The organism is Limnohabitans sp. 15K, from assembly GCF_002778285.1.
Taxonomy (GTDB): domain Bacteria; phylum Pseudomonadota; class Gammaproteobacteria; order Burkholderiales; family Burkholderiaceae_C; genus Limnohabitans_A.
In genome coordinates, this window is record NZ_NESM01000001.1 from 1771365 (window position 1) to 1792524 (window position 21160).

Annotated in this window: 20 protein-coding genes and 1 riboswitch; of the genes, 12 read left to right on the top strand and 8 right to left on the bottom strand. The window is 58.0% G+C overall.

The window, feature by feature from the left end:
* The first annotated feature begins 6 nt into the window (after positions 1–6).
* Entirely contained in the window at positions 7–1020 is a 1014-nt protein-coding gene (locus tag B9Z40_RS08350) for an Abi family protein (RefSeq protein WP_100172730.1), read from the top strand.
* A 607-nt stretch (positions 1021–1627) separates the two neighbouring features.
* Here the strand turns inward: B9Z40_RS08350 and B9Z40_RS08355 are convergent.
* A complete protein-coding gene (locus tag B9Z40_RS08355; protein ID WP_100172731.1) occupies positions 1628–1831 on the bottom strand; it encodes a hypothetical protein in 204 nt (67 codons plus the stop codon).
* A gap of 85 nt (positions 1832–1916) precedes the next feature.
* Positions 1917–2017: riboswitch (S-adenosyl-L-homocysteine riboswitch) on the top strand.
* Between the two features lie 55 nt (positions 2018–2072).
* Here B9Z40_RS08355 and metH point away from each other — a divergent pair.
* The 7 genes from metH to B9Z40_RS08390 all read left to right on the top strand — a co-directional run bounded on the left by metH (position 2073) and on the right by B9Z40_RS08390 (position 10570).
* The gene (gene metH, locus B9Z40_RS08360; protein ID WP_100172732.1) at positions 2073–4784 is read left to right on the top strand and encodes a methionine synthase; all 2712 of its coding nucleotides are present in this window, start codon (positions 2073–2075) and stop codon (positions 4782–4784) included.
* A gap of 5 nt (positions 4785–4789) precedes the next feature.
* A complete protein-coding gene (locus B9Z40_RS08365) occupies positions 4790–5860 on the top strand; it encodes a DUF6352 family protein (RefSeq protein WP_100172733.1) in 1071 nt (356 codons plus the stop codon).
* Between the two features lie 46 nt (positions 5861–5906).
* Complete coding sequence (locus tag B9Z40_RS08370) at positions 5907–6359, top strand: FKBP-type peptidyl-prolyl cis-trans isomerase (RefSeq protein ID WP_100172734.1); 453 nt, start codon at positions 5907–5909, stop codon at positions 6357–6359.
* Between the two features lie 105 nt (positions 6360–6464).
* On the top strand, positions 6465–7664 hold the full coding sequence (locus tag B9Z40_RS08375) for an ABC transporter substrate-binding protein (protein ID WP_233204835.1): 1200 nt from the start codon (positions 6465–6467) through the stop codon (positions 7662–7664).
* The gene (locus B9Z40_RS08380) at positions 7661–9292 is read left to right on the top strand and encodes an ABC transporter permease (RefSeq protein ID WP_233204836.1); all 1632 of its coding nucleotides are present in this window, start codon (positions 7661–7663) and stop codon (positions 9290–9292) included. Before B9Z40_RS08375 ends, B9Z40_RS08380 begins: the two co-directional genes overlap by 4 nt.
* Positions 9289–9966 carry an ATP-binding cassette domain-containing protein gene (locus tag B9Z40_RS08385; protein ID WP_100172736.1) on the top strand — a complete coding sequence of 226 codons (678 nt, stop codon included), beginning with the start codon at positions 9289–9291 and terminating at the stop codon, positions 9964–9966. Before B9Z40_RS08380 ends, B9Z40_RS08385 begins: the two co-directional genes overlap by 4 nt.
* A complete protein-coding gene (locus B9Z40_RS08390) occupies positions 9959–10570 on the top strand; it encodes a CDP-alcohol phosphatidyltransferase family protein (protein WP_100172737.1) in 612 nt (203 codons plus the stop codon). Before B9Z40_RS08385 ends, B9Z40_RS08390 begins: the two co-directional genes overlap by 8 nt.
* A 127-nt stretch (positions 10571–10697) precedes the next feature.
* Here the strand turns inward: B9Z40_RS08390 and B9Z40_RS08395 are convergent, their stop codons facing one another.
* From B9Z40_RS08395 to B9Z40_RS08405, 4 genes are all read right to left on the bottom strand, one after another.
* Entirely contained in the window at positions 10698–11495 is a 798-nt protein-coding gene (locus tag B9Z40_RS08395; protein ID WP_100172738.1) for an FRG domain-containing protein, read from the bottom strand.
* Positions 11492–12385, bottom strand: coding sequence for a hypothetical protein (locus B9Z40_RS08400; RefSeq protein ID WP_199172508.1), 894 nt, complete (start codon positions 12383–12385; stop codon positions 11492–11494). The genes B9Z40_RS08395 and B9Z40_RS08400 overlap by 4 nt, the downstream gene beginning before the upstream one ends.
* Before the next feature lie 39 nt (positions 12386–12424).
* Positions 12425–12661: a hypothetical protein gene (locus B9Z40_RS17085; protein ID WP_143473943.1), complete on the bottom strand. Its 237-nt coding sequence runs from the start codon at positions 12659–12661 to the stop codon at positions 12425–12427.
* 106 nt (positions 12662–12767) lie between these two features.
* A complete protein-coding gene (locus B9Z40_RS08405; protein ID WP_100172739.1) occupies positions 12768–13025 on the bottom strand; it encodes a hypothetical protein in 258 nt (85 codons plus the stop codon).
* A gap of 549 nt (positions 13026–13574) precedes the next feature.
* Here B9Z40_RS08405 and B9Z40_RS08410 point away from each other — a divergent pair.
* Both B9Z40_RS08410 and B9Z40_RS08415 read left to right on the top strand, forming a co-directional pair.
* Positions 13575–15014, top strand: coding sequence for a Fic family protein (locus tag B9Z40_RS08410; protein WP_100172740.1), 1440 nt, complete (start codon positions 13575–13577; stop codon positions 15012–15014).
* A gap of 115 nt (positions 15015–15129) precedes the next feature.
* Positions 15130–17295: an FAD-dependent oxidoreductase gene (locus tag B9Z40_RS08415; protein WP_100172741.1), complete on the top strand. Its 2166-nt coding sequence runs from the start codon at positions 15130–15132 to the stop codon at positions 17293–17295.
* Between the two features lie 9 nt (positions 17296–17304).
* On the opposite strand, the gene B9Z40_RS08420 is transcribed toward B9Z40_RS08415, so the two are convergent.
* Positions 17305–18285 carry a tripartite tricarboxylate transporter substrate-binding protein gene (locus tag B9Z40_RS08420; RefSeq protein ID WP_100172742.1) on the bottom strand — a complete coding sequence of 327 codons (981 nt, stop codon included), beginning with the start codon at positions 18283–18285 and terminating at the stop codon, positions 17305–17307.
* A gap of 193 nt (positions 18286–18478) precedes the next feature.
* On the opposite strand from B9Z40_RS08420, the gene B9Z40_RS08425 reads away from it, so the two are divergent.
* Both B9Z40_RS08425 and B9Z40_RS08430 read left to right on the top strand, forming a co-directional pair.
* Positions 18479–19189: a 3-oxoacid CoA-transferase subunit A gene (locus B9Z40_RS08425; RefSeq protein ID WP_100172743.1), complete on the top strand. Its 711-nt coding sequence runs from the start codon at positions 18479–18481 to the stop codon at positions 19187–19189.
* Positions 19186–19830: a 3-oxoacid CoA-transferase subunit B gene (locus tag B9Z40_RS08430; protein ID WP_100172744.1), complete on the top strand. Its 645-nt coding sequence runs from the start codon at positions 19186–19188 to the stop codon at positions 19828–19830. Before B9Z40_RS08425 ends, B9Z40_RS08430 begins: the two co-directional genes overlap by 4 nt.
* 9 nt (positions 19831–19839) lie before the next feature.
* On the opposite strand, the gene B9Z40_RS08435 is transcribed toward B9Z40_RS08430, so the two are convergent.
* Complete coding sequence (locus B9Z40_RS08435) at positions 19840–20415, bottom strand: carboxymuconolactone decarboxylase family protein (protein ID WP_100172745.1); 576 nt, start codon at positions 20413–20415, stop codon at positions 19840–19842.
* Positions 20416–20485: 70 nt separating this feature from the next.
* Positions 20486–21154 (bottom strand): cupin domain-containing protein, encoded by a 669-nt coding sequence (locus B9Z40_RS08440; protein ID WP_233204837.1) that lies wholly within the window; start codon positions 21152–21154, stop codon positions 20486–20488.
* Positions 21155–21160: the final 6 nt, after the last annotated feature.

Sequence of the window (21160 nt, forward strand, 5' to 3'; positions counted from 1 at the left end):
CAAGCTATGGCTTCACGCAACGAAAAACCTTGGTTGAGTGTGGACGACCAACTCGTTCAGTTGGTGGATCGGGGCATGGCCATCAGCGACCCAGCCAAAGCCCGCGATTACTTGGAGCGCATTGGTTATTACCGGCTCAGCGGGTATTGGTATGACATGCGGGTGCGCGATGTGCCGTTTTCCCCCTTGGACCCCAAGACAGGCAGCAAGCCCAAAAAGGTGGTGATTGAGCGCCCCGTGTTGGATGCGTTCAAACCCGGCACGCGCTTTCAGGATGCGGTGGACTTGTATGTTTTCGACAAAAAGCTGCGCTTGCTGACGATGGACGCGCTGGAGCGCATCGAGATTGCTTTGCGGGTGGACTTGTCGCATTGTTTAGGCAAGGTGGACCGCTTTGCGTACATGAACCCAGCGATTTTTCACAACACCTTTGCCAGCGATGTCAGTCTGGAGTCGGGTTTGACCAAGCACCACGAATGGTTGGTCAAACACGCGAAGTTGATCAATCGGTCTCGCGAAGAGTTCATCAAACACAACAAACAGAAATACGGCTTGCCTTTGCCCATTTGGGTGGCTTGCGAGGTGTGGGACTTCGGCTGCATGTCTACCTTGTTTGCTGGCTTGACCACCGAGATGCAAGACAACATTGCAGCCGCTTATGGCGTGAGTGATGGTCGGGTGTTTGCCAGCTGGTTGCGCAGCTTGAACTATTTGCGCAATGTGTGTGCGCACCACAGCCGCTTATGGAACCGCAACGTGGTGGACCAGCCCAAATTGCCTGCCGTGGGCGAGGTGCCAACACTGGATGGTTTTCAGGGCAACCCGAACGCCAGTTTGCGTGCCCGTCCGTTTGTGTTGCTTTGCATTTGCCAACATTTGATGACGGTGATCAACCCATCGTCAGGCTGGGGGCAGCGTTTGGTGAGCTTGCTGCAACAAGATTTCCCGGACTTGCGTCACGTAGGACTGACGCTGAACGGCATGGGCGTCGATGCCTCTTGGGAACAGCGAGCTTGGTGAGCGGCCAAAGAAAAACCCCCAAGCAGCATGACGCCGAAGCGCTTTGCCGAAGGGGGCCGTGTTGTGAGTAGTTTACCAAAACCGCCAGTGGATATCCAAAATCGGCCTTTGAAAAGCCCTCTGTTTGTTATCTGGAGCATGAGAAAATAACCCGTCCAGCCGGGAAAAATCCAAATAATTCAATGACTTGCGTAATTAGTTGTTATCTTTGACGCCATCTGAAAGAGCCCATGCCCATCCAACATGCCAGCTTGAGACACCGGCCTTTAAGAAATTGAAAGCCACGACATACGCCCTTGGGCATACTGGTACGCCTTATTACTGGCTGCGAACTGTGAGTGGCGAATGCCGAATTTGGGCCAACAGCCGAGATTGCTGGCGCTGAATGGGTTGCGAATGCCAACGCAACATCTCACATTGCCCTGACTGCGCACCCGTTCAGCAACCGTCTGGTGCTTGTATAAGGCTGAAAAATTAGATTTGGCTTCAGCTAAGAAAGCGGGTCTTTCGCGGCTAAGTGACTGATTTCATTGATGTCTAAACGTTCAAATCTGAAATGACTAGACAAGAAAACAGCAAGTCTCAGGCTGTTCATCTTGAGTTGTCATCAACCGCGATAGGGTTTGGCCAGTTGACCTTTCTTGTTCAGGATGCCCGCTCGGATGAGGAATTCTTGAGCGGTTTTTTGGGATTTACGAATCTCACCCCCAAAAGCTTGCATGTCGGCAATGCGTTCATCGGGCGTCATGATGACGACGGATTTGCCGCGAGGCGGTGAGGCCACTTTGCTGGGGCTTGTGTTGGTGGTCATGAACGAATGGCTCTGAATAGCTGCTTTCAAGCGACTCTACCTTGTCATTTGAGAGTTGAGAATTAGAAGGGCTTAAAATCCCCCCTTCCCCAAGGAGCGTTGCAGCCCGCCGCCGTCAAGGCGCAGCAGGTCAGGCTTGGGGCCGTTCAATGTCTGAATGATCTTGCACAACGACGCTCACCTGTAAGCCCAAGGTGAGCCTGTGTCTGTTGTCGCATCTAAAACTGTTTCTGTGCCCCCCATGAAGTTGTCCGGTCTGGAGCCTGTCTCCATCGGCACGGGGGCGCTGTTTGTCAACGTGGGTGAGCGCACCAACGTGACCGGTTCCAAGGCCTTTGCCCGCATGATTTTGAATGGCGAGTACGAGCAGGCCCTGGCCGTGGCGCGCCAGCAGGTCGAAAACGGCGCGCAGGTCATCGACGTGAACATGGATGAAGCCATGCTCGACAGCCAGGCGGCCATGGTGCGGTTTTTGAACCTGATGGCCGGTGAGCCCGACATCGCCCGCGTGCCGGTGATGGTGGATTCGAGCAAGTGGACCGTGATCGAAGCCGGTCTGCGCTGCATCCAGGGCAAGGGGATCGTCAATTCGATCAGCATGAAAGAGGGCGTGGAAGAGTTCAAGCGCCAGGCCAAGCTGGTCAAGCGCTATGGCGCAGCGGCCGTGGTGATGGCGTTCGACGAAAAAGGCCAAGCCGACACCTACGAACGCAAGATCGAAATTTGCGAACGCGCTTACCGCGTGCTGGTCGACGAGGTGAACTTTCCGCCCGAAGACATCATTTTTGACCCCAACATTTTTGCGATCGCCACCGGCATCGAAGAGCACAACAACTACGCGGTGGACTTCATCGAAGCCACGCGCTGGATCAAGCAGAACCTGCCGGGTGCCAAAGTGTCGGGCGGTGTGTCCAACGTGAGTTTCTCATTCCGGGGCAACGACCCGGTGCGCGAAGCGATCCACACCGTGTTCCTGTACCACGCCATCCAGGCGGGCATGGACATGGGCATCGTCAACGCGGGCATGGTCGGCGTCTATGACGACCTGGAGCCCACGCTGCGCGAGCGTGTCGAAGACGTGGTGCTGAACCGCCGCCCGGACGCAGGCGAGCGTTTGGTCGAAGTGGCCGACAGCGCCAAGGGCGCGGCCAAAGACGAGAGCACCAAGCTGGCCTGGCGCGGCACGCCCGATGCGCCCGTGAACGTGGCGCAGCGCCTGAGCCATTCGCTGGTGCACGGCATCACCGACTTCATCAGCGACGACACCGAAGAGGCCTACCAAGAGATTCTGGCCAAAGGCGGACGCCCCTTGCATGTGATCGAAGGCCCGCTGATGGACGGCATGAACGTGGTCGGTGACCTGTTTGGCCAGGGCAAGATGTTCTTGCCGCAAGTGGTCAAGAGCGCCCGCGTGATGAAGCAGGCCGTGGCGCATTTGCTGCCCTACATCGAAGCCGAAAAATTGGCGCAAGAAGCCGCAGGCGAAGACGTGAAAGCCAAGGGAAAGATCGTGATCGCCACCGTCAAGGGGGATGTGCACGACATCGGCAAGAACATCGTCACCGTGGTTTTGCAGTGCAACAACTTCGAAGTGGTCAACATGGGGGTGATGGTGCCCTGCCACGAAATTTTGGCTAAGGCCAAAGAAGAAAACGCCGACATCATTGGCTTGTCGGGCCTGATCACGCCCAGCTTGGAAGAGATGCAGTACGTGGCCGCCGAGATGGAAAAAGACCCGTACTTCCGGGATCGCCAGATGCCCTTGCTCATTGGCGGCGCCACCTGCAGCCGTGTGCACACGGCTGTGAAAATCGCGCCCAATTACTCAGGCCCCGTGGTCTATGTGCCCGATGCCTCGCGCAGCGTGGGTGTGGCGCAAGGCTTGCTGTCTGAGCAAGCGGCCAAATTCATCGCCGACTTGAACACCGACTACGACAAGGTGCGCGAGCAACACGCCAACAAAAAGCAAACCCCCATGTGGACGCTGGCGCAGGCCCGCGCCAACAAGACGCCGATCGACTGGTCGCATGGTGTGCACGCCGCGCCGAAATTCATCGGCCGCCGCGTGTTCAAGAACTACGACCTGGCCGAGATTGCCCAGTACATCGACTGGGGCCCGTTCTTCCAGACTTGGGATTTGGCCGGACCTTACCCCGCCATCCTCGATGACGAAGTGGTGGGCGAACAAGCCCGCAAAGTCTTGGCAGATGGCCAAGCCATGTTGCAAAAAATCATCGACGGCCGCTGGGTCACGGCCAATGCGGTGCTGGGCCTTTACCCCGCCAACAGCGTGAATGACGACGACATCGCACTGTACACCGACGAGTCCCGAAAGCAAGTGGCCATGACATGGCGCGGCCTGCGTCAACAAACCGAAAAGCAGCGCATTGAAGGCGTGATGCGCCCCAGCCGTTGCTTAGCCGACTTCGTCGCGCCGCAAGGCACAGCGCCAGACCATGTGGGCGTGTTCGCCGTCACCGCAGGCATTGGGGCCGATAAGCGCGCAGAGGCTTTTGAAGCAGCGCACGACGACTACAGCGCCATCATTCTCAAGTCACTGGCCGACCGCCTGGCCGAAGCGCTGGCCGAGTGCCTGCACAAAAAAGTGCGCACCGACCTGTGGGGTTACGCCGCCGCCGAGGCGCTGAGCAACGAAGAGTTGATTGCTGAAAAGTACCAGGGCATCCGCCCTGCACCCGGCTACCCCGCTTGCCCCGACCACAGCGCCAAAAAAGCGATGTTTGACTTGCTGCAATGCCAAGACATTGGCATGGGCCTGACCGAGAGCCTGGCCATGACGCCTGCGGCCAGCGTGAGCGGTTTCTATATTGCGCACCCCGAGGCGCAGTATTTCAACGTGGGCAAAGTAAGCGACGACCAAGTGCAAGACCTTGCGCAGCGCAGCGGTGTGCAAGTCAAAGACCTGCAGCGCTTGTTGGCCCCCAACCTTTGAACCAAATGACAAATTTCTGGACGGCTTGTGGCCACCAACACCTGACGCGCAACGAGCGGGGTTGGCTGGTAGCGAGCCCAGACTATTGGCGGCTGTGGCTGCAGCGGCCCGAAATGGCGCTGGTGCCCGAATCGTGCAAAGCCGAAAAGCGTTTGCATGCCGCCCTGACCGAATCGCCCAACATGCAGGTCACGCCTGCAGACTGCAAACATTTCAAGGACGACGATGTCCGCGAAAACTACAAACTGTTTCTGCGTTTTCGCGATGAAGTGGAAAGCGCGGGTTCTCTGGAAGCGGCCTACATGGGCTGGATCCAGAGCGGCAACATCCAGCTGCCGCCGCTGTTTATCGACTTGGTGGTGCAGGCCATCGTGTGCAATGTGCTGACAGGCATCGATGACGCTTGGGTCTGGCGTGCGGCCGAGCTGCTGTTCAGACGCCAACGCATCACCGTGCGCGATGGCCGTGTGCTGTCAGGCGACAGCGACACACTCGACAACTTGCAAGCCACAGGCGGTTTGGGCGAGATGGGCCGCTTGTTGATGGAGGGCGGTGCTGCGCTCAAAGCGGTTGATGTGAAGGTGCTGCACAAAGACAACGAAGAGCGTTACCTGTCGCAGCGCGAAGGCCTGGGGCGCTACGCCTTCTTGCTCGACATGACGCACGAAATCCAGAACGAGCTGCCGCACGGTTTGATCTTGAAAATGGTCAACGCCCGCTCGGGTCTCAAGGCCTTGTCGGTGGTGCTGGCGGGTTGGGTGCAACATTTCTTGGGGGTGTCGGTCAGCATCGAGCCGGTGCAAAAAGTGGACGACCCCGCCTGGCGCTGGCATGTGGGCCTGGACGTCACGGCCACCGCTTTGCTCAATGATTTGTACCAAGGTGTCGAGTTGGAAGCTGGGCGTCAACAACAACTCATCAGCCTGTTCAAGTTGCGCTTTGACAATCCGCAAGACATGCGCGCCGACGTGCAGGGCAAGCCGGTGTATTTGGGCTTGGCCATGAACGAGCAGGGCTTGCTCAAACTCAAACCGCAAAACCTGTTGCTCAATTTGCCCTTAACCCTCTCTGCCTGAGCGTGTTTCGCTCAGGTTTTGTTCTCTCTAAACTAACCAGCGCACCATGAAAACTTCCCTTCGCCTTTCGTGTCTCGCCTTCGCCCTCAACCTGACTCTGTTGGCCCAAGTGGCCATGGCGCAAAACGCGGTGACCACAGCCGCAGCCAAAGAAGAAGGCGCTGTGGCGACGCCCAGTGGACTGATCTACCGAAGCCTGAAAGACGGCAGCGGTGCCAGCCCCACGGCCAGCGACAAAGTGACGGTGCACTACAAAGGCACCTTCCCGGACGGACGCGAATTTGACAGCTCTTACAAACGCGGCCAGCCCATCGACTTTCCCCTCAACCGCGTCATTGCGTGTTGGACCGAAGGCGTGCAGCGCATGAAAGTGGGCGGCAAAGCCAAGTTGACCTGTCCGCCTGAAATCGCTTACGGTGCGCGAGGTGCGGGCAGCGCGGTGCCGCCCAACGCCACGCTGTTGTTTGAAGTGGAGTTGCTGGGCATTCAAGGCAAGTGATGCCTTAGGCGCCATTCACGGGACGATCAATCCACAGCTGACATGACACACCAGACATCTTCCCAAAGCGAAACTCCGCAGCGGCGGTGGAATCGACGTCAAACCTTGGCTGCTTTGGGCGCGGTTTCGGTATTGCCCGCCACTTTGGCTGTGCGCCCTGCGGCGGCGCAAGTTGCAAGCACTGCTTGGGCTGATACTCTGCGCGCCGCACGCGGCCAAACCGTGTACTTCAATGCTTGGGCAGGCAGCGAACGCATCAACGCTTATTTGCAATGGGCGGCGGGCGAGTTGCAGCGCGACTTTGGCGTCAAGCTGCAGCACGTCAAGATCAGCGATGCGGCCGATGTGATCAAGCGTGTGCGTGCCGAAAAGCAAGCCGGGCGCAAAGACACCGAAGGCACGGTGGACTTGGTCTGGATCAACGGTGAAAACTTTGCCGCCATGAAACATGATGGCTTGTTGTCTGCGCCCTTCGCAGAAACATTGCCGAATTTCCAGTGGGTGGACACGGTGGGCAAGCCCACCACGCTGGTGGATTTTTCGGTGCCCACCGACGGACTGGAATCACCTTGGGGCATGGCGCAGCTGACGTTTTTTGCCGATGCCAAGCGTCTGGCCAAGCCCCCGCAAAGCATGGCCGAGCTGCTGGCCTTGGCCCGCAGCCAGCCGGGGCGCATCACCTACCCGCGCCCGCCCGAGTTCCATGGCACCACCTTCATCAAGCAGGCCTTGATCGAACACGCGCCGGACGTGAAAGCGTTGGCCCTGCCTGTGACGCCTGCGGCTTTGGCGGCGCAAACCGCGCCGCTGTGGCGCTTTTTGGATGCGCTGCACCCGCACTTGTGGCGCGGCGGCAAACAGTTCCCGCAAAACTCTGCCGCTGTGCGCCAGATGATGGCCGACGGTGAATTGGTGATGGCTTTGACGTTCAACCCCAATGAAGCGGCCAACGAAATCGCCGCCAAGCGCCTGCCCGCTACGGTGCAGAGCTGGCAGTTCGCCAAGGGCACGATTGGCAACACCCACTTTGTGGCCATCCCGTACAACGCGCCCAGCAAAGCGGGTGCGCAGCTGGTCGCCAACTTTTTGCTCTCGCCCGCCGCCCAAGCGCGCAAGGCCGACATCGATGTCTGGGGCGACCCGACGGTGCTGGATGTGGCCCGCTTGCCTGCGGCTGAGCGTGCGCGGTTTCAATCGGCATCGCGACCCGGGCAAGTGGCCGTGACGGCCCCCGTGCTGCCCGAGCCGCATGCGTCTTGGGTGGATGCAATCGAAAAAGAGTGGACTCGCCGTTACGGCGTGTGAGCTTCTTGCCCGCTTTCTTGCTGGCCTTGATCGCTGCCGTGCCCATGGGCTGGGCGCTGTGGGCGGCTGCTTCGCAAGCGCTGGACGTCAGCGCTTGGCAGGCCTTGTGGGCCGATCCGCAAACGCTGCGTGCTTGGGGCATGACGCTGTGGACCGGGCTGGCCTCCACGGTGCTGGTGTGGTGGACTGTGGCGCGTTTGTTGGCCCATGGTTTCATTCGGCAGCAATTGGCCCGCTGGCTCACCCATGTGCCTGCCTTGCTGGCCACGCCGCACGCGGCCATGGCCATTGGTTTGGTGCTGTGGCTCGCACCCAGCGGCTGGGCTTTGCGCCTGGTGTCGCCGGGCCTGTCGGGTTTTGATGCACCACCGCCTTGGTTGACCACACAAGACCCGTGGGGTTTGGGATTGATTTTGGCACTTTGGCTCAAAGAAGTGCCGTTTTTGCTCTGGGTGGCGGCTACGCAACTGCAACGCGAAGACCTGCGCCGACGATGGCAAGCTGAATTTGCACTGGCCCAAACTTTGGGCCACACGCCCGCCACCGCCTTTGCCCAAGTGGTCTGGCCGCAGCTGGCCCCGCGTTTGCGCTGGCCGCTGCTGGCGGTGTTGGCCTATGGCCTCACGGTGGTGGACATGGCGCTCATCATCGGACCTGCGACGCCACCTACTTTGGCGGTGCTGGCCTGGCAATGGCTGGGTGATGCCGATGCGGCCATGCAGGCGCAAGGCGCGGCAGCGGCAGGTTGTCTCACGGTCAGTGTGGCCATCTTGGCGGCGGTGACCGTCATGGTGCTGCGCGCATGGGCGCGTCTGCGCAGAGGCGCGAGCAGCACTCTGTTGATGCAGGGTGATTCGCCCTGGGTGGGTTGGGCCATCGGCGGGGCTTATCTGGCCGTTTGGTGGGCCTTGGCGGTGGGCAGTGTGTCGGGCGTCTGGCCTTTTCCGCAGATTTGGCCATCGCTGTGGACGGGTGATGCTTGGTTGCAGGTAGTCGCCAGTGCCCCCACGGTGTGGACCACCTTGGGTTTGGCGGCGGCCTCTGCCAGTGTGTGCCTGGTTTGGTCGGTGGCCTGGTTGGAGCTGACAACGCGCCGCTGGCAACAGGCTTTGCGGCCCTGGTGGTTGCTGCCGCTGGTGTTGCCCTCGGTGCTGTGGGTGGTGGGCCTCTACAGCGTGGCGCTGCAGTGGCGACTGGAGGGGCAGTGGCTGGGCCTGCTTTTGGCGCATGCGGTAATGGTGCTGCCTTATGTGCTGCTGGCCTTGGAGCCCGCCTATTTGGCGGTCGATCCGCGTCAATCGGCTGTGGTGGCCAGCTTGGGTCAGGGCCGATGGACTGAATTGCTGCACATCAAATGGCCACTGCTCAAGCGTACCATCGCCTCGGCCTGGGCGGTGGGTTTTGCGGTCAGTGTGGCGCAGTATTTGCCCACCTTGTATGTGGGGGCGGGGCGCTTTGCCACCGTGACCACCGAGGCCGTGACGCTGGCGTCTGGCGCGCAGCGCTCGCTCATGAGCGCTTATGCGGCTTTGCAGATGCTCTTGCCCGTGTTGGCCTTTGCTTTGGCCGCTTACTTGGGCAGGCCACGCCAATTTGAGAAGATCGGGTCGATGAAAGACAACACATGAACGCGGGACTTCAGATCGACATCGAACGCTTGGGCACTGCGGCGCAGACCTTGGTGCAAGACCTGCACCTTCAGGTGCCCGCAGGCGAGATCCTCACGCTCATGGGGCCGAGTGGTTGCGGAAAAAGCTCGGTGCTGGCCGCCACTGCGGGCACGCTGGCCAGCGTGTCCGAAGGTTTGCAGCCTTTGCAGTTTGACGGCCGCGTGCAGCTGAACGGCCGTGACCTCACCACCTTGCCCACGCACCAGCGCGGTATCGGCTTGGTGTTTCAGGATGCTTTGCTGTTTGCCCACATGACGGTGGCCGAAAACCTGCTGTTTGCGGTCCCCCGCGCCTTGCCGCCTGCACAGCGCCAGGCGCGTGTGCAGCAAGCGCTGCAAGAAGCCGAGCTGACTGGCATGGGCGAGCGCGACCCGTCCACGCTCTCGGGCGGGCAACGTGCGCGTGTGGCGCTCATGCGCGCCTTGCTGGCCGAGCCGCAAGCGCTGCTGCTGGACGAGCCGTTTTCCAAACTCGACGCCGCCTTGCGCGCCCAGCTGCGCCCGTGGGTGTTTGCGCATGTGCGCGAGCGGCGCATCCCGGTGGTGCTGGTCACGCACGACGAACAAGACGTGGCCGACCCGCAGCGCGTGGTGCACTTGCGCGCCACCGAAGAAAGCCCAAGCCATGTTTGACCGTCACGCCCAAACCCTTTTGCGCCCCGCGCTGAACGCCGCCGCACGCGGCTTGGTGCGCGCAGGCATCAGCGCCGACGCGCTGACCTGGCTGGGCTTTGCCATCGGCATGGCCGCCGCCGTGGCCATTGCGCTGCAAGCGTGGTGGTGGGGCTTGGCGCTGCTGCTGGCCTCGCGCTTGCTCGACGGCCTGGACGGCAGCGTGGCCCGCCTGACCCAACCCACCGACGCGGGCGGCTTCCTGGACATCGCGCTGGACTTCGTGTTTTACGCGGCGATCCCCTTTGCCTTTGCGGTGGCCAACCCCGCCACCAACGCCCTGCCCGCCGCAGCCCTGCTGGCCAGCTTCATCGGTACCGGCAGCAGCTTTTTGGCATTCGCCGCGCTGGCCGAAAAACGCGGCCTGACGGACACCGCCTTACCGGGCAAAAGCTTTTACTTCTTGGGGGGGCTTACCGAAGCCACCGAGACCATCACTGTGTTTGCTGTCATGTGCATCTGGCCTGAACACTTTGGGGTGTTGGCTTATGGGTTTGCGGTGTTGTGTGCGGTGACGACGGGTATGCGGATTGGGTGGGGGTATTGGCGGTTGGGGTGTAGCTAAATCGAAGCACTATTTTTGTTTATATGGTTTGAATTCAGCATGCCTCTTAGTAATTTCAAAAATCCACTTTATCCTAAATCAATGCGAAGAATTGACGTTCGTTTTAAAACGTCAGTTAGAAATTCATTTATTGTGTGTAAGCTTGCAGCTCCATTCGAATTGACTTTGCCAAGCCAGTCAGATCGCCGTATATGGATTTTGAGTTGATACTCATCTTCCTTAGTGCTACATATATACCTTCGTAGAGGCTTGCTGGGATTATTATTTTTTTGAGTTTGCTTGAGTCGTAAAGCGGCGAATTTATTACAGAGTCGATTGTGCTCTCAAGGTTCCCAGATATAAGAAATGTGCCGGATTGTCGATCTATTCTGGCGTTTAGTTCAATAGGCTCTGTGATCCATGCAATGTCGTATGAGTAGCGGTCCACTGTGCTTTCAAATACCAAGTCTTGTTTTCCTTGGATTGAGAATCTGGTCTCATTAAACAATTTGTCCTTTTCTTTGATGTACTCAATAGATTTTTCCATTATCGCGGAATAATCTAGGCAATAAATAGACAAGTCTTTCTTGGACTGTGGATCGTAAGTTTCTAAGGCAAAATATAGTGCTATGTATGGGCTTGTTGTAAAGTCAATGAGTCTTGTTGGAACACCGTAATGCTGCATCACAGACAACCATGACAGTTTAGATTTTGGAATGTGTTCAGTACCGCTATAAATGTGATACTTAGACTTAAATACATCTAGCGAGTAGTCCTCGAATTTCCGCGCATTTCGGGCATTCCATTTCGTACCGATGGTTCGCTCTAGAGTTGATTGAAGACCCCAAGACGCATCCGACTGACCACGAAATACAAAGTTATTTGGTAGACTATTTAGTGATCGAATTAACTCATCTATTGAGTTGACTAACAGGTCATAGATCATTGCCGCACCTCTTTGTAAGTGTTTTTTATTATCCGAAGCACTTCCTCCTTTTTAGTATCTTGCTCGACAATAACTTTTTTTGCGTCACCTTTGAATGAAATACTTACTGGTCGTTCCCCTTTGGCGTTTTGTATAACTGCCATAGCATCGTTTGCTGTTGCCGCGGTAGATTTTGCAACAGCTGCAACGGCATTTTCATTCAGAGATTCTCCAGTAACTGTTACGCTGCCCTGTTCAGCTTCTAACTGTTGGCAGTAATATGACATGGGCTTTTGAAAGAGATCGTCTGCATCAATTGGGTTTGGGCCAGTAAATGTAGCCTTGAATCGTTTAATTGTATAAGCCGCAAAGAGCTTTTGCAGGAAACCTTCGGGGTCACGTATGAATTCAACTCGTACTTCAATTTTGTTGCGTTTTACCAATACAGTTGATGAAAGCAGTTTCTGAACTTTTCTTGCTATTGATCTGACATCTGCAGCAACTTTGGTCTTTTTTCCAATGCCAAGCAGGCCCAATTTGCTGTCGAAATAGACTAAGGTATATGGGCCTGAATCATCAATTAGTTCAGTGAAATTCCCGGTCGTTTCATCGAATTTTTCAACAGTTGTGAGTGTTGTGCGACCAATGGCAAATCTTCCGCCTCCGTCACTGAAATATTCAACGTTGCCAACGTGCCAAACATTGTTTTGCCGCATTTCTATAGACGGACGCTCAGCAAGACCTTTTTCAAGCATTTCCCTCGCTGATAGCTCAGGTTGAAAAAGGTCAACCTGTGAGGGCTTGATGAACTTGGTTCGATAAGATGGTATTCGAGCGTCGGCATCAATAAATGTTTTGTAAATTTCAGACTGAATGATTGGGCTCTTGATCGAGCGCCACACCGATTCCATTCGCAGCCTTGAACGAATTGTTATGCCGAGAACTGATGTTTAAAGGGAATCTATATCGGCTTTGGCATCAATATTATTACGAGTCCATTCGGAGGCTTTTCTGTATGCCTCTTCACGGCTATTTGCAAGCTCATTCTGGGCGCTAATTACACTATTGGCTGCATACAGAATTGTTGCTATCCAATAGCCACCAACTTGTTCTGTTATAAATATTCTGAATGTCTTGCCGATGGAAGTTTTTATATTAAGCGCGGTTGTTTCGCCGACGAATGACATTAGAAGTTCTCCATTGGGTGATTGGGTATAACGTTGGCGCTGTCCGGCGCGCAGCCCGTGCCGCGAAGCGGCAACATGCGGCTGCGTGTCCGTGACGAGCAACCAGTTAGGGCACGGGCTTCTTTTTCGGCGCCTTTTTAGCTGGCTTTTTAGGAGCTTTGTCTTCTTCAAAATGGTTGATTAGTTCAGTCCACTTTACTTTGACGCCGTTGCCAGCTTGGGTTTTTCCCTTGCACCACTCCACAGTGCCTTTTCCCAGGCGCAGGTCTCCTAGAAACTTTCCTTCGTTGTCATAAACGTCGAATGTGACGCCGTTGTTTCCGAGATCCATGTTGACGGCTAGATCTTTAATGCTGACTTTCACTGTGATACCCCTTAGGTAGTTAAAAAATATTCACTTCTTTTGCTCTAACGTGATGTAGACCACAAAACCAGGTTGAGACACCCGGCTCGTGTCGTTACATCCTTTTGTTGAAATCGTTGCAAGTTGCTTCCGCCATGGGTTTCGGGCCAGATGCTGTATGTACATGCAGGTATAAATTTGAAGACCAAACCCGTCATTCAACCCCTTGCAACTTCCTTCCCGCACCATCCAGCGCAGCAAGCATGAAAAGCCCAACTATACCCAAATAAATACGAAAAATTAACTACAAAACACGTTTACGTGTAAACCCCCATAAGACCCTCAAACCCACCCCAAGCACAAACTGGTATGTGCGATTGCGGCGAATATGCGGCTTATTCGCAGCATTTTTTGCGGTGAAAAATGACGCCTCAGCGCCTTCATAAGCTGATTGAACGACACTATCGCTTGCAAGCGCGACACATTGAGCGACATAATGGCCATCAATACTGTCGCTCTAAGTTGTGCTTTGGCCCTTAAGCGCGACAAATTGCCCTAAAAGGCCACCCCATGCCCCGCATCACCCCCGCCGACGAATTGCAACTGATCGAATCCATCGTGGCCGCTCACCCAGGCGGGATCGGCATTGCCGAGATTGAGGCGGCCATGGTGCAGCGTCAGGGCGGGGCGCTGAACCGTCGCACTTTGCAACGCCGCTTGCTCAAACTGATCGATGCGCAGCGGATCGCGTCTGAGGGGCAGAGCATTGCGCTGGTCTACAAGCCGGAGGCGCTGGCTTGGGCGCAGCTTGCGGGCGGGGGCGGTGACCGGGGCGTCACTGCCACAGTGGGTGTGGCCGAGCCGGAACCCGATCTGCCGGTCTCACCCGCAGGTGCCAGCATCCGTGATCGGGTCCGGCAGCCGCTGATGCATCGCCGGCCGGTCGGTTATCGGCGTGAGTTTTTAGAGGCGTATCAGCCGGGTGTCACGTTTTATTTACCAGCCGAGCTGCGCAGCCAGCTGCACGAGATGGGCCGCACGCCTGCCCATGAACGGCCCGCAGGCACCTACGCCCGGGACATCTTGAGCCGGTTGCTGGTGGATTTGTCGTGGGCTTCATCGAGGCTGGAGGGCAACACTTACAGCCGCTTGGACACACAAAACCTGATCGAGCATGGTCAGGCCGCGCAGGGCAAGGACGCCATCGAAACGCAGATGATCCTGAATCACAAAGCCGCCATCGAAATGCTCATTGAGGACACGGACGAGGTGGGCTTTGATGCCTTCACGTTCAAAAATCTGCATGCCGTCTTGTCGCAAGACCTGATGCGCGACCCGCAGGCCAGTGGCCGTCTGCGTCGGCGCGTGGTGGAGATTTCGGGCACGGTGTTTCACCCCGTCGCCATGCCCCAGGTGATTGAGGACTGTTTTGAGCTGCTGCTTGGCAAAGCTGCCGCCATTCCCGATCCGTTTGAGCAGGCGTTTTTCCTCATGGTGCAGCTGCCGTATTTGCAGCCGTTTGAAGATGTGAACAAACGCGTGTCGCGTATTGCCGCCAACATGCCGCAGATCCAGCACAAGCTGTGCCCCTTGTCGTTCATCGACGTGCCCGTGCGGGCTTACATCGAAGGCACTTTGGGGGTGTATGAGCTCAATGAGGTCGATTTGTTGCGCGACGTGTTTGTGTGGGCGTATGAACGTTCGTGCCAGCGTTATCTGGCCATCACCCAAACCATGGTCGAGCCGGACCCCTTCAAAATCAAATACCGCGAAGCGTTGATTCAGGCCGTGCAGGCGGTGGTCAAGGGCCTGCAAGCGCCCAGCCCAGACGCGCTGGCCCCTGTGGCGGCGCGCATGAAGGTGCCCGCAGCAGACCAAGATGCGTTCACCCGCATGTTGGCCGAGGCGCTGCACCAGTTGCACGAAGGCAGCGTGGCCCGCTACCGGCTGCGCCGCTCTGAATACCTGGCTTGGCAGTTGGTTTGCTCGGGTGGTGGCGATCAACTGTAACTTTTTGCCCAGCAGCACCGAACTGTCAGTTCATCAGCGTTATCGTTCACGGTCTTGGGCAGTGCACATCTCGCACCATCTACCAAGTGATCGCCCCATCAGGAGTTCCCCTTAAATGCGTCTTCGTCAAATTGTTTTGCTGCTCTTGCTGGCGCTGGCCATCGGTGCATTTGTGGCGCTGGACTTGGGGCGTTATCTCAGCTTTGAGCAGCTCAAGGCCAGCCAAGCCAGTTTTGACCAGCTCTATGCACAGCAGCCTTTGATGGTGGCCGCCGCTTACTTTGGGATGTACGTCTTGGCCACGGCGCTGTCGATTCCGGGCGCGGTCATCATCACTTTGGGCGGCGGTGCCGTGTTTGGCCTGTGGCAGGGCTTGCTGCTGGTGTCGTTTGCTTCCACGCTTGGTGCCACTTTGGCTTTTTTGGCTTCGCGCTTTGTGCTGCGCGAATGGGTCGAAGCGCGTTTTGGGCAGCGCTTGGCCGACATCAACGCGGGTGTGGACAAAGAGGGCGCGTTTTACCTCTTCACTTTGCGCCTGATTCCGGTGGTGCCGTTTTTCCTGATCAACCTGCTCATGGGCCTGACGCGCATGAAGACCTGGACGTATTGCTGGGTGAGCCAGCTGGGCATGCTGGCGGGCACGGCGGTGTATGTGAATGCGGGCACGCAGTTGGCGCAACTCGATTCGGTGAAGGGCATCTTGAGCCCTGCACTTTTGGGCAGCTTTGTGCTGCTGGGCATCTTTCCGCTGATCGCTCGCCGCATTGTGGCCGCTGTGCAAAAGCGCAAGGTCTACGCCCGCTGGGCCGACCAGCGCCCCAAGACTTTTGATCGCAACCTGATCGTCATCGGCGGCGGCGCGGGCGGTTTGGTCAGCGCCTACATCGCGGCAGCCGTGAAGGCCAAGGTCACGCTGATAGAGGCGCACAAGATGGGCGGCGACTGCTTGAACTATGGCTGTGTACCAAGCAAGGCGCTGATCAAAAGCGCCAAGCTGGCACACCAAATGCGCCACGCGTCGAACTACGGCCTGAGCGATGCGGCACCGAGCTTCAGCTTCAAAGCGGTGATGCAGCGCGTGCACGACGTGATCAAAGCCATCGAGCCGCACGACAGCATCGAGCGTTACACCGGCTTGGGCGTGGAGGTGTTGCAGGGCTACGGCAAGTTGCTGAACCCGTGGACCGTGGAAGTGACTTTGAACGATGGCCAGGTGCAGCGCCTGACCGCGCGGAGCATCGTGATTGCGGCGGGCGCACGCCCCATGGTGCCGCCTTTGCCGGGCCTCGATGACGTGGGCTACGTCACCAGCGACACGCTGTGGGACGAGTTTGCCAAGCTCGACGACATTCCGAAGCGCATCGTGGTGCTGGGCGGCGGGCCGATTGGCTGCGAGCTGTCACAAAGTTTTGCCCGCCTGGGTGCGCAGGTCACGCAGGTCGAGATGGGCGAGCGCATCATGGTGCGCGAGGACGAAGAGGTGTCTGCGCTGGCACGCGACGCATTGAAGGCCGACGGCGTGCAGGTGCTCACAGGACACAAGGCGCTGCGCTGTGAGCGCCGGGGTAAGGACAAAATTTTGGTGGCCTCCACACAGGGGCAAGAAGTGGAGATCGTGTTTGACGCGCTGGTCTGCGCCGTGGGTCGTGTGGCACGCCTGCAAGGTTATGGCCTCGAAGATATTGGCGTGCCCACGCACCGCACCGTCGAGACCAACGAGTATTTGCAAACGCTCTACCCCAACATCTACGCCGCAGGCGATGTGGCCGGGCCTTACCAGTTCACCCACACGGCCGCGCACCAGGCTTGGTATGCGGCAGTCAACGCGCTGTTTGGCGACTTCAAATCCTTCAAGGTCGATTACCGCGTGATCCCTTGGGCCACCTTCATCGACCCCGAGGTGGCGCGTGTAGGTCTGAACGAACAAGAGGCCAAAGCCCAAGGCATCGCGTACGAGGTCACGAAGTACGGCATCGACGACCTGGACCGGGCCATTGCAGACAGTGAGGCGCATGGCTTTGTGAAGGTGCTAACCGTGCCAGGCAAAGACCGCATTTTGGGCGTGACCATCGTGGGCGCCCACGCGGGTGACTTGCTGGCCGAATACGTGCTGGCCATGAAGCATGGCCTGGGCTTGAACAAGATTTTGGGCACCATCCACACCTACCCCACGATGTCCGAGGCCAACAAATATGCGGCGGGTGAGTGGAAGCGGGCGCACGCGCCCGAAAAGTTATTGGCTTGGGTCAAGAAGTACCACGACTGGAAACGTCGCGCTTGACCCGGCCCATCAAGAGTCGGCTTTGAAGGCGAGGGCTGTCACCAAACGACGCGCCATTTCCGAGTCATCTGCCAAGCGGCGTGTGTGTTCGGCCGTGGTGCTGGCTTCCAAGTTGGCGGCCAATGGCGTCACAAAATCGCGGATGTCTTGTTGGCCCATGGCCTGGCGCAGCGCCGCATTCAGGTTTTGCTTGACCGCTTCGCTGACCCCTGCAGGAGCGAAGAAACCAAACCACTCGCGCACCAGCAATTCGCCAAAGCCTTGCTCGCGGTAAGTGGCCACATCGGGCGTGAAAACTGCCCGATCGGGGCCTGAGGTGGCCAAAATTCGGATCTTGCCGCCTTTGTGGTGCTGCACCCAATCGCCCAGTGGCGATGACATGCCCGCGAGCTGCCCGCCCATGACTTGCGGAATGGCGGGGCCAGAGCCTGCGAAAGGGATGTTGGTGATTTGAAAGCCGCCCAGCATGGCCAAGCGACCTGCCAGCAAGTGAGGCATGGAGCCCGCAGCAGGGTTGCCGATGCTGGCTCTGCCTGGATTGGCCTTGGCCCATTCAACGAAGTCTTTGATGTTCTTGACCGAGTCGGGCACAGCAGGTCCGACCACAAAAGCGTGGTCAGTCGAGTGCCCAATGCCGATGGGGGTCACATCGGACTGAGCGTAACTGAGCCGGGTGTAAGAGTGCGGGTAAATCGTCAGCATGGAGGCTGGCGAATACAGGATGTGCGCGCCGTCAGCCGCTGCAGACTTTAGGGTGGTGACGCCGATTTGGCCACCAGCGCCGGGTTTGTTGTCCACGATGACGTTGTTGGCATAGGTGCCACGCATCTTCTCAGCGATTCGGCGGGCAAATGCATCGGTCGTGCCACCGGGCGGAAAGCCCACAATGATGCGCAGATTTTCGAGGCGAGTTTGCGCAAAGTTGGGCAGATGGGCCAAGCCCAGCATGCTGGCGGCAGCGCCTTGCATCAGTTGGCGACGGGTGGTCATGGGGCAACACTCCTTAAGATGGGTGAAATTGTCAAGATTGTGGGATTGAAGCACTTCACGGTCAGAAGTGCCACAGGGTATTCACCGACCGTTGGAAGGTTGGATCGTCACCGATGTTCCAACTCTGCCGCCCATGGATGGCGACAATCTCAACAAGTAAAAAATGTTTGCCAATTCACAAAAGTAAAACAGCATGATCAACAAGTTTGTGGACACGGTCAGCCAAGCGCTGGCCGATACCGCCGATGGCTCCACCGTCCTGATCGGCGGCTTCGGCACAGCGGGTATTCCTGAAGAGCTGATCGAGGGCTTGATCGCGCAAGGTGCGCGTGACCTCACGCTGGTCAACAACAACGCGGGCAATGGTGAGCAGGGCCTGGCGGCTTTGCTCAAAACAGGGCGAGTGCGCAAAATCATTTGCAGTTTCCCAAGACAGGCCGACTCCCAAGTGTTCGATGGTTTGTACCGCTCGGGCAAGCTCGAGCTGGAGTTGGTGCCGCAGGGCAATTTGGCCGAGCGCATCCGCGCAGCGGGTGCAGGCATTGGTGGGTTTTTCACCCCCACCGGCTTTGGCACCGAGTTGGCCAAAAACCCGGATGGCTCACTTAAAGAAACCCGCGAAATCGATGGGCGCATGTACGTTTACGAAACGCCCATCCATGCCGATCTGGCCCTCATCAAGGCCGAGCGCGGCGACCGCTGGGGCAACCTCACTTACCGCAAAGCGGCGCGCAACTTTGGCCCCATCATGGCGATGGCGGCCCGCAAAACGGTGGCCACCGTGCACGAGCAAGTGACCCTGGGCGAGCTGGACCCCGAGACCGTAGTCACCCCCGGCATTTTTGTTCAAGCAGTGGTCAAGATTGACCGTGTGGCCACGCAGGCCGGAGGCATCAAGGCATGAGCTACACCCGACGCACCAAAGACGAGCTGGCCGCCCGAGTGGCCCAAGACATCCCCGAAGGCGCGACCGTGAACTTGGGCATTGGCCAACCCACCTTGGTGGCCAACCACATTCCCGCTTCGCGCGAGGTGCTCTTGCACAGTGAAAACGGCATCTTGGGCATGGGCCCTGCCCCGGCCAAGGGCCTCGAAGATTACGACCTGATCAACGCAGGCAAGCAGCCAGTGACTTTGCTGCCCGGTGGCGCTTATTTCCACCATGCCGACAGTTTCGCCATGATGCGCGGTGGGCACCTGGACATCTGCGTGTTGGGTGCTTTTCAGGTCAGCGCCAAAGGTGACCTGGCCAACTGGCACACCGGAGAGGCCGATGCCATTCCGGCTGTTGGCGGTGCCATGGACTTGGCCATTGGGGCCAAGCAAACCTGGGTGATGATGGACCTGCTGACCAAGCAAGGCCAAAGCAAACTGGTTCAGGCTTGCACTTATCCGCTGACGGGCATTGCTTGTGTCAAGCGGGTCTACACCGACTTGGCCACGTTGGCTTGCACGCCCAACGGTTTGGTGGTGATCGATACCGTGGAGGGTCTGGGGCTTGAAGAGCTGTCAGCGTTGATCGGATTGCCGCTCACCGACGCCTGAAATCCGGGATCAGTGTGGAAACGGTGCAATGCCCGGTGCGGCGTTGTCTGGCAAGCCGCGGCGCGTGGTGTTCATGACCATGGCCAGCAAGCTGTAGTAGCCGCAGTGTGCCGTCATGTCGATAACGCCCTGATCGCCAAACATCTTTTGCGCAGCTGCCCAAGTCACGTCGCTCACCGACTGGTTGTGCAGCAGTTCTTGCAAGAAGTCGTACACCACGGTTTCTTCGGCCGTCATGTTCGGCGGGCGGCGGCCTTCGGCAATCGCGTCACAAGTCTCTTCGCTCACGCCAGCTTTCATGGCGATGGGTTTGTGGATGTGCCACTCCACTGGTTGGGACCAGTGGCGCGCTACCACCAGCACCGCAAATTCTGAATTGTGCAAACCCACGGTGTTGTCGTAGCGCAGGTATTCCCCCACTTTTTGCAGGCGGCGCATCAACTCGGGGCTGCGCATCAAGGGCACAAAGGGACCAGAGAGTTTTCCGCGTGGTCCGCTGACCAGTTCGTCGACCGCTGCACGTTGTGCATCGGTCATTTGTTCGCGGGGCATTTCGGGCAGACGGTCGGTTTTGCTGGAGGTCATCGGCTTGTCTTATGGGTTGAAAAATCAAACATCAATTTACCACCGGACCTTGGCACCCCGTTGGGCGTGTTCAGGTCAGGTGCCCGGTTTTCACCAGAATCAAACAGCCTTCGCGGCTGAAGGGTTGGTGCTGGCTCATGTGCGGGCTGCGCAGCCAGCTGCCGGCGGGGTAGTCGCCGTGCTCGTCCGAGAAAACGCCTTCGACCACAAAAATTTCTTCGCCGCCCCAATGCCGGTGTGGACTGAAATAGGTCTCGGGTGCCCAGCGCACCAAGGCGGTGTTTTGGGTTTCGAAGGTGTGCAGCGGCAAGACCTTCAGGCCCTCCGCCATGCCCTGACGCCATGTGCTGCGGTGCGTGTCGATGACCACACGTTCCTCGTCGCGCGCGTCCAGATGGCGCAGCTTGACGAACAAAGTGCAGCCCTCGGGTGATGCGGGCGCATGCGATGAGCCCACCGGGTTTTGGATGTAGGTGCCGGGGCCGTACACGCCTTGTTCGTCTTGCAGCGTGCCTTCGAGCACCAAAATTTCTTCGCCTTCGCCGTGTGAGTGGCTGGCAAAGGCCGAGCCGGGCGCATAGCGCACGATGGACGTGGCCCGCGCCACTTCGCCGCCATCGCGCTCAAGCAATCGGCGTGACACGCCTGAGGCGGGGGAGTTCACCCAATCGAGGGATGGGCTGTGCACGACGCAGCGTTGGGTCAGGTCGGCGTTGAGAGTGATGTGGTCAGCGAGCATACGGTA